Origin of the sequence: Citrobacter arsenatis, from assembly GCF_004353845.1 — a bacterium.
Lineage (GTDB): Bacteria > Pseudomonadota > Gammaproteobacteria > Enterobacterales > Enterobacteriaceae > Citrobacter > Citrobacter arsenatis.
The window spans coordinates 4,417,922-4,430,515 of sequence record NZ_CP037864.1 but is presented as its reverse complement, the minus strand read 5'-3'; the positions used below and the strand labels follow the sequence as shown (position 1 = coordinate 4,430,515).

Genomic DNA, 12,594 nt, shown 5'->3' with positions numbered 1-12,594 from the left:
CATAGTTGCTATGGGGCGGAGTCAGATATGTGTATTGGAGTCCCTGGTCAGGTTCTGGCCGTTGGTGAAGATATTCACCAGCTTGCGCAGGTTGAAGTGTGCGGCATCAAACGAGATGTCAATATTGCCCTGATTTGTGAAGGTGATACGGCTGAGCTGGTCGGGCAATGGGTGCTGGTGCACGTAGGGTTCGCCATGAGCATCATTGATGAAGATGAAGCTAAAGCCACGTTAGACGCACTTCGCCGTATGGAGTACGACGTCACCAGCGCGTGATTTTATACCGGATGGCGCAGCGCTTATCAGGCCCGCGCCTTATATGTAGGCCGGATAAGGCGTTTGCGCCGCCATCCGGCATCTTACGTTAAGCCTGTCGCTTATCTTCGGTATTGGTATCGAAGTCGCTGGCGTCATGGCGTTCATGAAGCTGCTCGTTCAGCGGTCCGTTAGTGCGATTTACAATACGGCCACGCTTAACCGCCGGACGCGCTGCAATCTCTTTTGCCCAGCGCTGCACGTGCTTGTAGCTTCCTGCATCAAGGAATTCTGCCGCGTCGTACACGTTGCCCAACACCACATTGCCAAACCACGGCCAGACAGCCATATCGGCAATGGTGTATTCATCTCCGGCCACAAACTGATGCTGCGCTAACTGCTTATCCAGCACGTCGAGTAAGCGCTTGGCTTCCATGGTGAAGCGATTAATAGCGTACTCAATTTTTACCGGCGCATAGTTATAGAAATGACCAAAGCCACCGCCGAGGAACGGCGCCGCGCCTTGTAGCCAGAACAGCCAGTTCAGCGTTTCGGTACGCTTTGCCAAATCTTGCGGCAGGAAATAACCATATTTTTCCGCCAGATAGAGCAGGATTGCGCCAGATTCGAATACGCGAACCGGTGGGTTTTGCGAGTGGTCACGCAGCGCTGGGATCTTCGAGTTCGGATTCACTTCGACAAAGCCGCTGGAAAACTGATCGCCATCACCAATGCGGATAATCCAGGCATCATATTCTGCGCCCTTCACGCCCTGCGCCAGCAGCTCCTCCAGCATAATCGTCACTTTCTGCCCGTTTGGCGTACCCAGCGAATAGAGCTGCAGCGGATGCTTGCCAACCGGCAGCGTTTTTTCGTGGGTGGCACCGGAAACAGGACGGTTGATATTGGCGAATGCGCCGCCGTTCGATTTTTCCCACGTCCAGACTTTCGCGGGCTGATAGGTATTGTCTGACATATTGACCTGCCTTCTGAGTGGTTGTGTTGATGCAGTGTAGCAGTTAGGTAGAACTCAATTTAACAGATTGGGACTTTATGTCGCTTTGTGCTGAAAGGGGAAGATAAATCTAACCCGTTCATTGTACCCGGCCCGTACTCCATGAAGAGGAAATCAATGTTGGACGGAAATTGCTACCGTATTCACCATTGAAAATTGGCGGTGATTAAGCAGTAATAATGAAAAATGGTGTTCCAGGAGTAAGCGGTTATCAGGGCCCGGCGGGTGGGTGGGGCGCGGTAAAAGCCGTCACTGCTTCGGTGTTTTCGCAAAAGGCTGTCGCCCGCGATATTATCGCGATGTTCAAAATGAACCAGGTGAAAGGGTTCGATTGTCCGGGCTGTGCGTGGCCGGACCCAGGGCATCGTGCGCCAATGGAGCTGTGTGAGAATGGTGTTAAGGCTGTCTCCTGGGAGACAACCAGCAAGAAAGCGTCACCGGAATTTTTCAGCCGCCATCCGGTTTCCACACTCTGGCACTACAGCGATTATGAGCTGGAAAATATCGGTCGTTTGACGCATCCAATGAAATACGATGCAGCGTCAGACACCTGGCAGGCGGTGGATTGGGATATCGCCTTCCGGGAGATCGGGGAGCGTCTGCGCAGCTATGACTCAGCACAACAGGTTGAGTTTTACACCTCCGGCAGAACGTCAAATGAGGCGGCGTTCCTGTATCAGCTTTTTGCCCGCGAATATGGCAGCAGCAACTTCCCTGACTGCTCAAATATGTGTCACGGACCAACCAGCGCAGGGTTAACGCCAGCCATTGGTCTTGGGAAAGGGACCGTTGAACTGGATGATTTTGACCACTGCGATTTGGTGATTTGTATCGGGCATAACCCCGGCACTAACCATCCACGTATGCTGACCACCCTACGCGACGTTGCCAAACGCGGGGCCAAAATTATCTCCATCAATCCGCTGAACGAAAGGGGGCTTGAGCGCTTTAGCTTCCCGCAAAGCCCGAAAGAGATGTTCACCGGCCAGGCAACGGAGCTGAGCAATGACTATTACCAGGTAAAAATGGGCGGTGATGCTTCGCTGCTCAAAGGCATAATGAAGGCGCTGATCGAAATGGACGAAGCGCGGATCTTACTGGATCAGCAGCCTACTCTCGATCATGCGTTTATCGAAGAGCATACCGCGGGGTATGCAGCGCTATATGACGACTTACGTCAGCATAACTGGGCGGAGCTGGAACAGGACTCGGGTCTGACGCGTAGTCAGATGGAGGACCTGGCGCACAGCTACAGTAAATCCAGCGCCACTATCGTTTGTTATGGATTGGGCATCACCCAGCATAAAAACGGCACCGAGAACGTCCAGCAACTGGTAAACCTGCTGCTGCTGAAAGGCAATATGGGTAAGCCGGGTGCAGGGATCTGCCCGTTGCGCGGTCACTCTAACGTGCAGGGCGATCGTTCCGTGGGGATCAACGAAGCGGCATCCGAAGATTTCCTGCAACGCCTTGAGACGCATTTCTCTATCCGCGTTCTGCGCAAACATGGTCGCTCCAGCGTGGAGAGTATTCGGGCCATCGAGCGGGGAGACGCAAAAGCGCTTATCTGCATGGGCGGCAATCTGGCGGTGGCGATGCCGCAGCCGCAGCGTACCTTTGCAGCGATGAAAAATCTGGATCTGCAGGTCCATGTTGCGACCAAGCTGAACAGATCGCATTTGCTGCTGGCCAAACATAGCTACCTGCTGCCTGCATTAGGCAGAACGGAGCGCGATATGCAGGCGACGGGGATTCAGTCAGTCACCGTCGAAGATTCAATGTCGATGGTCCACGCTTCCTGCGGCGCGCTGAAACCGGCTTCTCGTTGGTTAAAATCGGAGCCCGCGATTGTGGCGGGCATGGCGCGCGCCACGCTGCCGCTTTCGCCGGTAAACTGGGAAGCGTTAACCGGGGACTACACGTTGATCCGTGACGCCATTGAAGCCGTGATCCCCGCGTTCCACAATTACAACGCACGTATTGCCGAACCGGGCGGATTTCGAATGGATACGCCCGCTTCGCGCCGTGAATGGCGAACGGCGAATGGTAAAGCCAACTTTATCGTCAGCCATCAGCGGGCGGTTGAGCGGGAACATCAGCCTGCCGATGCCTTGGTTCTGGCGACGCTGCGTAGCCACGATCAGTACAACACCACTATTTATGGTATGAACGATCGCTATCGCGGAATTACCGGTCGTCGGGATGTGGTGTTTTTAAGCGCCGAAGAGGCGGCGAGCCGTGGCTTGAGCCAGGGAGATGTGGTCAACGTGCAGGCGCTGGACGACAACGGCCAGCCCTGCGCGGATCGCATTATGTGCGGTTTAACGGTGGTGATTTACAACATGGCGGCGGGCTCAATAGGTGCTTATCTGCCTGAAGCGAATGTCCTGCTTTCGCTGGAAGCGGTAGACACACAGAGTTTGACTCCGGCGTATAAAAGCGTACCGGTTACTCTGACCAAAGCGTAGTTCCTGCTGTGAATTTTTCGCCTCTGAGCGCCAGTCGCTGCGTTGAGGTGTATGATGATATCGACCTCTGTCCGGTTAGTGTCGCAGAGCAGGTAATCAGAGCGAAAAATTCACGCCAACCTGCTCAGGCTGTATTGTTTTGAGGTAAGGTGCATGAGCAAAGGAACGACCAGTCAGGATGCCCCATTCGGGACATTATTGGGCTACGCCCCAGGCGGCGTAGCAATCTACTCTTCAGATTACAGCTCCCTCGACCCACGGGACTACGACGATGATGCGGCATTTCGCAGCTATATCGACGATGAATACATGGGCCACAAATGGCAGTGCGTAGAGTTCGCACGCCGCTTTCTCTTCCTTAACTATGGCGTGGTCTTCACCGATGTGGGCATGGCCTGGGAGATCTTCTCCTTACGCTTCCTGCGCGAAGTGGTGAATGACAATATCCTGCCGTTACAGGCATTTCCGAATGGTTCACCCCGCGCGCCGGTAGCAGGCGCTCTGCTTATCTGGCAAAAAGGCGGCGAATTTAAAGATACCGGGCATGTGGCGGTCGTCACTCAGTTGCTGGAAAACAAAATCCGTATTGCCGAACAGAACGTGCTCCATACGCCGCTGCCTCCCGGACAGCAGTGGACCCGCGAACTGGAAATGGTGGTTGAAAACGGTTGTTACACCCTGCGTGATACCTTTGACGACACCACCATCCTTGGTTGGATGATCCAGACTGATGATACCCGAGACAGCCTGCCGCAGCCGGAGATCGCCAACGATTCGCTGAAAATTGGCGGCGCGCGACTGGAAGATAACGGGCAGTTTGACGGTAAATGGCTGGATGAGCAGGATCCGCTGCAAAAAGCCTACGTACTGGCGAACGGCCACGTCATTAATCAGGATCCGCATCAGTACTTCACCATTACCGAGAGCGCGGAGCAGGAGCTGATTAAAGCCACCAACGAACTGCACCTGATGTATCTGCACGCGACCGACAAAGTGCTGAAAGACGACAACCTGTTGGCGCTGTTCGACATCCCGAAAATCCTCTGGCCGCGCCTGCGCCTTTCCTGGCAGCGTCGTCGGCATCATATGATTACGGGACGTATGGATTTCTGTATGGATGAACGCGGACTGAAGGTGTATGAGTACAACGCCGATTCCGCATCGTGCCATACCGAAGCCGGTTTGATCCTCGAAAGATGGGCCGAACGGGGCTACACAGGGCAGGGACACAACCCCGCTGAAGGGTTAATCAATGAACTGGCGGGAGCCTGGAAGCACAGCCGCGCGCGTCCTTTTGTCCACATCATGCAGGATAAAGATATCGAGGAAAACTATCACGCACAGTTTATGCAGCAGGCGCTGCGTCAGGCCGGGTTTGACAGCAAAATTCTGCGTGGACTCGATGAGCTACGTTGGGATGATGCCGGTCAACTGATTGACGGTGACGGTCGCCTGGTGAACTGCGTCTGGAAAACCTGGGCGTGGGAAACCGCGATTGAGCAAGTGCGAGAGGTCAGCGAAACGGAGTACGCCGCGGTGCCAATTCGTACCGGGCATACGAATCAGGAAGTGCGATTAATCGACGTGCTGCTGCGCCCGGAAGTTCTGGTCTTCGAACCTCTGTGGACGGTGATCCCTGGCAACAAAGCGATCCTGCCTATTCTGTGGCAACTGTTCCCGCACCACCGCTATCTGCTTGATACGGATTTCACTGTTAATGATGAGCTGGCGCAAACCGGTTATGCGGTGAAACCTATTGCAGGACGTTGTGGCAGCAACATCGATCTGGTGAGCCATCAGGAAGAGCTTTTGGATAAAACCAGCGGTAAGTTTGCCGAGCAAAAGAACATTTATCAGCAGCTTTGGTGCCTGCCAAAGGTTGCCGGTAAATATATCCAGGTTTGTACCTTTACCGTAGGCGGTAACTACGGCGGTACCTGCCTGCGCGGCGACGAATCGTTGGTGATTAAAAAAGAGAGCGACATTGAACCGCTGATTGTGGTGAAGGAAGCATAATCTTTCTTCATGTTCAGAAATGAGGTACGAAAAGCCGGAGTATATCTTCGGCTTTTTCTATTTATGGTTAAAATGAATTTAATGATATTTTAATAAACACCGTGGCCTATATATATAATGATAAGTATTTTTAAAATTAATAATCCCTAATAAAAATACATTTATTCAATGAATGCATTTGAGGTTAATTAATTTCTGTTACTTGTATTAGATAAATAATTTCTTGATCTCTTTTTTAAATAATTAACACCAATGTATTATTTGATTAGTTAATGATATTGATCATATTTTCTCTGGGGGAATATATCGGATTACGTCGCCATACTAATTATAATCATTAATTGTCATTAACAGTCATTGTTGGCTGCCCACAGAAATGACGTTGTAAGAAACACGTTGAACGATTGGAAAATGCTCCGTTAGGAAATGCAAAATATCGGCTGGAATCGCCGGTTTGAGAGGGACATATGGGTGACAGTTTTCAGAATGAAGTGCCGACGGCACGCGTGAATATCAAGTTAGATTTACATACCGGAGGCGTTCAAAAAAAGGTTGAATTGCCGTTAAAACTTTTGACGGTGGGTGATTTCAGTAATGGTAGAGAACAACGCCCATTATCTGAACGCGAAAAGGTTGATATTAATAAGAATAATTTCAACGATGTGTTAGCTAAGTTCTCACCAGTAGTTAATCTGAGTGTTAAAAATACGTTATCTGGTGATGATAGAAAAGACGATATTAACCTTACCTTTAAAAATATCCGCGATTTTGAACCTGAGCAGGTCGCAAGAAATATCCCCCAATTACGCGTTCTGTTGGCTATGCGTAACTTACTGCGCGACCTGAAATCTAACTTACTCGATAACGCTGCTTTTCGTCGTGAGCTGGAAACCATCCTTAAAGATCCGGCCCTGAGTCAGGAACTGCGTGATGAGCTGGCAACCATGATGCCAGAAGAGATTTAACGCTATACAGGGTTTCCTCCGCCTAATTGGCAGGAATAGTAAAGGATCATAAAAGGAATATGTTGATGTCTGTTCAGGAACATACCTCTTCAGTCGCGAGCACCACGACCAATGAACGCAGCGTTTATCAGTCTCTCTTTGACAAAATTAATCTTTCTCCGGTTTCGACATTAAAGAATGTAGATGCGTGGCAGAGCGATGAAGCGCTTTCTGACGCCGCTCCTGCTGAACGCGTGACTGCTGCTATTCAGGTTCTGGTTTCATGTCTGGCTGATGCTGCACAGCCCGTAGAGCGCCTGGATAAAACGCTGCTCGATGAGCAAATTGCTCGTCTTGATAAGCAGATTAGCGATCAGGTTAATGAAGTTATGCACCATGCTGAATTTCAGAAGCAAGAATCGCTCTGGCGTGGTTTGCATTCGATGATCACCGGTATTGATTTTCGCCGAAATGTCCGTGTAGAAATGATGGATATCAGCAAGGATGCGCTGCGTGATGACTTTGACGATGCACCGGAGCTTATCCAGAGCGGGTTATACCGCCATGTTTATATTGAAGAATATGATCAGCCTGGCGGCGAACCCATTGCGGCAATGATTTCAGCGTACGAATTTGATAACAGTCCGCAGGATATTGCACTGCTGCGCAATATTTCTGGTGTGTCGGCAGCCTGTCATATGCCGTTCATTGGTTCAGTTGGGCCAAAATTTTTCCTGAAAGAAAATATGGAAGAAGTAGCGGCCATAAAAGACATCAATGATTATTTTGAACGTGCTGAATACATCAAGTGGAAAGCATTTCGTGATAGCGATGATTCACGCTACATCGGGCTGACTATGCCACGTGTACTGGGTCGTCTGCCTTATGGTCCTGATACCGTGCCGGTACGTAGCTTTAACTATGTTGAAGAGGTGAAGGGGCCGGATCACGAAAAATATCTGTGGACCAGCGCATCTTTCTCTTTCGCTGTGAACATGGTGAAAAGTTTTATCAAGAATGGTTGGTGTGTCCAGATCCGGGGGCCGCAGGCCGGCGGCGCGGTTAAAGATTTACCAATCCATTTGTACGATCTGGGTACCGGTAATCAGGTGAAGATTCCATCTGAGGTGATGATTCCGGAAACCCGGGAGTTTGAATTCGCCAACCTCGGCTTTATTCCGCTTTCTTATTATAAGAATCGTGATTACGCCTGCTTCTTCTCTGCTAACTCGGCTCAGAAACCTGCGCAATTTGATACTCCGGAAGCGACGGCTAACAGCCGGATTAACTCTCGTTTGCCGTATATCTTCCTGCTTTCTCGTATCGCTCATTACCTGAAAATACTGCAGCGAGAAAATATTGGTACGACCAAAGACCGCCGCCTGCTTGAACTTGAACTGAATAATTGGTTGCGCAGTCTGGTAACCGAAATGACCGATCCTGGCGATGATTTGCAGGCATCACACCCACTGCGTGATGGGCGTGTCGTGGTGGAAGATATTGAGGATAACCCAGGTTTCTTCCGCGTGCGCCTGTACGCCATCCCGCATTTCCAGGTTGAAGGTATGGACGTCAGCTTGTCGTTAGTTTCACAGATGCCTAAGTCGAAATCTTAACGGCGCAATGCACAGGAGGTGCGATGAAGATCTATCGTCCTTTATGGAGCGAGGGGGCTTTTCTGGCTCCCCAGCAGTTTCAGCAACAGACACGTTGGGAGGCTTACGTTTCTGACGTTGTTGCTCACATGTCGCTTTCATCACCGTGGGGCGTCATCAGCGCGGAGTTTGATGAAAGTGCGCTAACGGTTTCCCGTTTGAATCCCGTTAATCTGGTTGTGCGCTTTCCTGACGGTACGTTAGTAGATACAGGTATTTCAGATAACCTGCCTCCGGCGTGTGATTTATCGCATCTTACTGGCTACAGCAGCGTTGATATCGTGCTGGCGTTGCCGCTGCTTTCGGCTAATGGCGGCAATCTTTCATCAGGCAACGGTGTCAGCCGTCCGTGTCGCTGGCAGCAGGAATGGCTGCCAGTTCAGGATCTCTCAGGTCAGGAACGGACTGATATGGCAGTGCTGCGACATGCTATCACCCTCCGGTATGCCCATGACGATAACAGCGCTTACCTGACTTGTCCGGTAGCTTGCCTTATTCGTAATGCTCAGGGGCAATGGGCGCTGGAACGCGATTTTTTACCACCATCGCTTTCACTCTCAGCCAGCCCCTCATTAATCAATTCGCTCAGTGATTTGGTGCATCGTATCCAGGCTCGTTGTCGACGCCTGATGGCCTTGCGCCGTGAAAGTAACGAACGGATGGCGGATTTTGCGGTAGCAGATGTTTCGTTGTTTTGGCTGCTGAATGCGCTTAATAGCTCGGAGCCTGTTCTGAAAGAAATGCTGCAAAACCCTGGCCGTCATCCCGAACTTTTGTGGCGTGAACTGGCGCGGTTAGCGGGCAGTCTGCTGACCTTTTCATTAGAAAATGATGTCAGCGTTGTGCCTCCATACCAGCACGCAAATCCGCAGCAGGTATTCCCACCCCTGTTTGCACTTCTGGTGGAACTGCTGGAAGCCAGCCTGCCATCTCGTGTTGTCGCTATTGAACTGACTCAGGAGCGACAGTTCTGGTATGGCGCATTGTCGGATGCTCGACTGTGTGAAGGCGCTGATTTTTATCTTTCCGTTCGTTCGGATCTTCCAGCGCATGTCCTCCTTACGCAATTTCCACAGCTCTGTAAAGCAGGGAGCCGGGCAGATGTATCTGATGTCGTCAATGTGGCACTCAGCGGTATCCCATTAAAACCGCTGACGCATGTACCCGCAGCCATCCCGTTACGACTGGAAAATCAATACTTTGCTCTTGAGATTAATCATCCAGCAGCCCAGGCCATGCTGGACGCCGGTAATTGCGCTTTCTATGTACCGGGAACACTGGGTGAGATTCAACTTGAGTTATTCGCTGTATTAAGGGATTGAAATGAATAAGGATATTGATCAGGTATTCTGGCCAACCTGGCTTGCTGCCAGCCAGTTACGCGGCGGATCGGAAGTCGACGATGGGGCGGCTTTCTATCGCCGGGCCTGCAAATGGGTTGATTCTGCGCGTGAGACCTTGCGTGACATGGGGTACAGCGAACACAGCGTTGAACACATGCTCTACACGCAATGTGCGTTACTGGATGAAAGCGTATTGAACCGCAACCGGCAGGATAGCGGTTATATAACCTGGCTTGCGACACCTTTACAGGCCCGCTTTTTCAACACCACCAATGCCGGGGAGGAACTCTGGGAGCGCATCCGTACCGTTCTACGTGAACCCATTCCTGATACCGCCGTATTAACCTGCTTTTATCGTGCAATCACGCTCGGTTTTGTGGGGCGCTATCGTGAACAAGGTGACGAACGTCGTGAAGATGTTCTTGAAGCGCTGGCGACTCAGGCGTTGCCTTTTAAGTTAAAGCACGATGCGCCGGTCATTATGCGCGCTTCCGGCTTTTCTGGCGGTAAGCGCCGCTGGTGGCTGGCATGGATTGTCGGCGCGGTGGCGTTGGGGGCTTTGTGGTTAACATTTTCTCATGTCTTACAAGGGCAGATTGCTCAGCTTATTGGGCAGGGTTAAGACATGGCTCAGTTGCGAGGGATCGTTAACTATGTGCTGGCAACCGTCCTGGCTTTGTTGCTGGTCTGGGGATTCAGTCCGTTAAGTGCGGGTGTCCGGGGCGGCCTTACCGTCCTTATTTTACTGCTTTCCATTCCAGGGATCGTTTATGGCTGGCGTCAATATAGTCGGTTGAAGTCTGCTCATTCTGCTCATGAAGTTCCGCTCCCTCCGGAGAGTTTCAGTGGGCCTGTTGTGCTGGTGTGTGGCGATAATGCCCCCTTGTTTGCCGGACGCGGCGATTCTTGCGAAAGTTCGCAGGGCTGGTATTTATCTGTTCAGTCACCGGAGCATTATATTGCTCTAATTCGTCAGATAGCCGCGCAGCGTGCGGGGCTTCTTATGCGTGTTTCCGTGATGCTGGCATTGATCCCGGAACGGCATAATGATGAAGACGCGCTAAAGCATATGTTGCTCAGTTGGCGGCGTGTGGTGACCCAGAGTCGGCGTTGGTTATCAGGTATACCGCCGTTTTGGCTGTGCTGTTGGTTGAATTCGCCTCAATGCAGTGAGCCTGTACGTTGGTTTATTCGGACTTCCCAGGATGCAGAAGTGCAGTCGGCTACGGGATTAGACGATTTTGTTCCTTTTTCTTCGCAAGAGCGATCGGCTCGCCATTCTCATCTTACACATGCAGTGTGGTTAGATAATTTACTCGGCTGGCTGAAGCAGGTGCAAGGCGATACAGAGCGCCACGCTCCACCTCTTTTTTCTGTTTTACGGGTAGTGTGTTTCACCTCATTAGCAGTCTGCGAAAATAATCTGTGGCAACGGCATATCACTGCGCAAACAACACTTTCCCCTGCGACGTCTGCAGTGGCCGAGCTGCTGCCTTTTCCTGATTTAGCGCAGCCCTTTTTATCTCGCCGCCGGGCGCTGACAGCATTTCAACGTACGGTGGGCGTAAGTGGTCTGCTATGCGGCATTTTTGTCGGACTGGCGATGACATGCAGCTTTATCAATAACCAACATCTCATCAGGATCACAAACGATCATCTGATGTTATACCGCCATCTTACCGGTAATCCTGTCGAGCCAAAGGTTCAGGCCCAGGATCAGCTTCGTCGTGATGCGCAGCGTCTCGAGCGCTGGTATCAGCGTGGTGAACCCCTTTCTCTCTCAATGGGATTGTATCAGGGGATGAGATTGATCCCGTCTTTGCGGACCGCCATCAGCGACTGGCTGCCACCTGAAAAACCGAAAGTGACCTCTCCGCAAACCGTACGTCTGGACAGTATGTCGCTGTTTGATACGGGGAAATGGGCGTTAAAAGCGGGCTCAACAAAAGTACTCATTGGGGCTTTGGTCAATATCAAAGCCAAGCCCGGTTGGCTGATAGTCATCGCCGGACATACCGATGATGTAGGTGACGATAAATCTAATCAGCAGCTCTCTCTCAAACGCGCGGAATCTGTTCGCGACTGGATGCGTGATACCGGTGACGTCGCGGAGAGTTGTTTTGCCGTTCAGGGTTACGGCGAATTACGTCCCTACAAAAACAACGATACACCGGAGGGGCGGGCTGCCAACCGCCGCGTAGAGATCAGTCTGGTACCGCAGGCTGATGCCTGTCGGGTGCCGGGCATGAAGGAACCGTCACCGCAAGGCGGTGACACATTAGCGAAGTAAAAATGGAGAAAGAGTTATGGCAATTCCAGTCTACCTTTGGCTGAAAGATGACGGCGGCGCGGATATTAAAGGCTCTGTTGATGTAAAAGATCGTGTGGGTAGTATCGAAGTAGTCGCTCAGGAACATAACCTGTACATCCCTACGGATAACAACACCGGTAAGTTGACCGGGACGCGCATCCATACCCCGTTCCTTTTCACTAAGGAAATCGATGCCTCCAGCCCGTATCTGTACAAGGCTGTAACTACCGGTCAGACCCTGCGCCAGGCCGAGTTTAAATGGTATCGCATCAATGATGCGGGTCAGGAAGTGGAATACTTCAACACCACTCTGCACAACGTGAAAGTGGTGAAAGTAAACCCTGTGATGTACGACATCAAAGATCCCGCTAAAGAGAAGCATAACCACCTGGAACAGATTGAACTGCGCTACGAGAAGATCGTCTGGACGTATAAGGATGGCAACATTATCCATTCTGACGCCTGGAACGAGCGTACCACCGCGTAATGCACTAACGGATGAGGATTTCCTCATCCGTTTTTTTATGCCTCTGCTGAGCGTCCGGGGCGGGGGGTTAGCAGAGAGTATCAACGTCACTATTACCTTA

Annotated in this window: 10 protein-coding genes; 9 read left to right on the top strand and 1 reads right to left on the bottom strand. The window is 51.3% G+C overall.

The window, feature by feature from the left end:
• The first annotated feature begins 27 nt into the window (after window positions 1-27).
• Window positions 28-276 (top strand): hydrogenase maturation factor HybG, encoded by a 249-nt coding sequence (gene hybG, locus E1B03_RS22260; protein ID WP_003024459.1) that lies wholly within the window; start codon window positions 28-30, stop codon window positions 274-276.
• An 88-nt stretch (window positions 277-364) separates the two neighbouring features.
• On the opposite strand, the gene yghU is transcribed toward hybG, so the two are convergent.
• Entirely contained in the window at window positions 365-1,231 is an 867-nt protein-coding gene (yghU, locus tag E1B03_RS22255; protein WP_003846344.1) for a glutathione-dependent disulfide-bond oxidoreductase, read from the bottom strand.
• A 218-nt stretch (window positions 1,232-1,449) separates the two neighbouring features.
• On the opposite strand from yghU, the gene E1B03_RS22250 reads away from it, so the two are divergent.
• The 8 genes from E1B03_RS22250 to tssD all read left to right on the top strand — a co-directional run bounded on the left by E1B03_RS22250 (window position 1,450) and on the right by tssD (window position 12,494).
• Window positions 1,450-3,738, top strand: coding sequence for an FdhF/YdeP family oxidoreductase (locus E1B03_RS22250; protein WP_133086943.1), 2,289 nt, complete (start codon window positions 1,450-1,452; stop codon window positions 3,736-3,738).
• 153 nt (window positions 3,739-3,891) lie between these two features.
• Entirely contained in the window at window positions 3,892-5,754 is a 1,863-nt protein-coding gene (gene gss / locus E1B03_RS22245) for a bifunctional glutathionylspermidine amidase/synthase (protein WP_133086942.1), read from the top strand.
• Window positions 5,755-6,221: 467 nt separating this feature from the next.
• The gene (tssB, locus tag E1B03_RS22240) at window positions 6,222-6,719 is read left to right on the top strand and encodes a type VI secretion system contractile sheath small subunit (protein WP_103769707.1); all 498 of its coding nucleotides are present in this window, start codon (window positions 6,222-6,224) and stop codon (window positions 6,717-6,719) included.
• Between the two features lie 65 nt (window positions 6,720-6,784).
• On the top strand, window positions 6,785-8,314 hold the full coding sequence (gene tssC / locus E1B03_RS22235) for a type VI secretion system contractile sheath large subunit (protein ID WP_103769706.1): 1,530 nt from the start codon (window positions 6,785-6,787) through the stop codon (window positions 8,312-8,314).
• Window positions 8,315-8,337: 23 nt separating this feature from the next.
• Window positions 8,338-9,675: a type VI secretion system baseplate subunit TssK gene (tssK, locus tag E1B03_RS22230; RefSeq protein ID WP_103769705.1), complete on the top strand. Its 1,338-nt coding sequence runs from the start codon at window positions 8,338-8,340 to the stop codon at window positions 9,673-9,675.
• A gap of 1 nt (window position 9,676) precedes the next feature.
• On the top strand, window positions 9,677-10,318 hold the full coding sequence (tssL, locus tag E1B03_RS22225; RefSeq protein WP_103769704.1) for a type VI secretion system protein TssL, short form: 642 nt from the start codon (window positions 9,677-9,679) through the stop codon (window positions 10,316-10,318).
• 3 nt (window positions 10,319-10,321) lie between these two features.
• The gene (locus E1B03_RS22220; RefSeq protein WP_133086941.1) at window positions 10,322-11,986 is read left to right on the top strand and encodes an OmpA family protein; all 1,665 of its coding nucleotides are present in this window, start codon (window positions 10,322-10,324) and stop codon (window positions 11,984-11,986) included.
• 16 nt (window positions 11,987-12,002) lie between these two features.
• Complete coding sequence (gene tssD, locus E1B03_RS22215; RefSeq protein ID WP_003024437.1) at window positions 12,003-12,494, top strand: type VI secretion system tube protein TssD; 492 nt, start codon at window positions 12,003-12,005, stop codon at window positions 12,492-12,494.
• Window positions 12,495-12,594 lie beyond the last annotated feature (100 nt).

Coding starts and splice junctions, on each gene's coding strand:
- hybG (WP_003024459.1), top strand. CDS start 28: ATGTGTATTGGAGTCCCTGGTCAGGTTCTGGCCGTTGGTGAAGATATT.
- yghU (WP_003846344.1), bottom strand. CDS start 1,231: ATGTCAGACAATACCTATCAGCCCGCGAAAGTCTGGACGTGGGAAAAA.
- E1B03_RS22250 (WP_133086943.1), top strand. CDS start 1,450: ATGAAAAATGGTGTTCCAGGAGTAAGCGGTTATCAGGGCCCGGCGGGT.
- gss (WP_133086942.1), top strand. CDS start 3,892: ATGAGCAAAGGAACGACCAGTCAGGATGCCCCATTCGGGACATTATTG.
- tssB (WP_103769707.1), top strand. CDS start 6,222: ATGGGTGACAGTTTTCAGAATGAAGTGCCGACGGCACGCGTGAATATC.
- tssC (WP_103769706.1), top strand. CDS start 6,785: ATGTCTGTTCAGGAACATACCTCTTCAGTCGCGAGCACCACGACCAAT.
- tssK (WP_103769705.1), top strand. CDS start 8,338: ATGAAGATCTATCGTCCTTTATGGAGCGAGGGGGCTTTTCTGGCTCCC.
- tssL (WP_103769704.1), top strand. CDS start 9,677: ATGAATAAGGATATTGATCAGGTATTCTGGCCAACCTGGCTTGCTGCC.
- E1B03_RS22220 (WP_133086941.1), top strand. CDS start 10,322: ATGGCTCAGTTGCGAGGGATCGTTAACTATGTGCTGGCAACCGTCCTG.
- tssD (WP_003024437.1), top strand. CDS start 12,003: ATGGCAATTCCAGTCTACCTTTGGCTGAAAGATGACGGCGGCGCGGAT.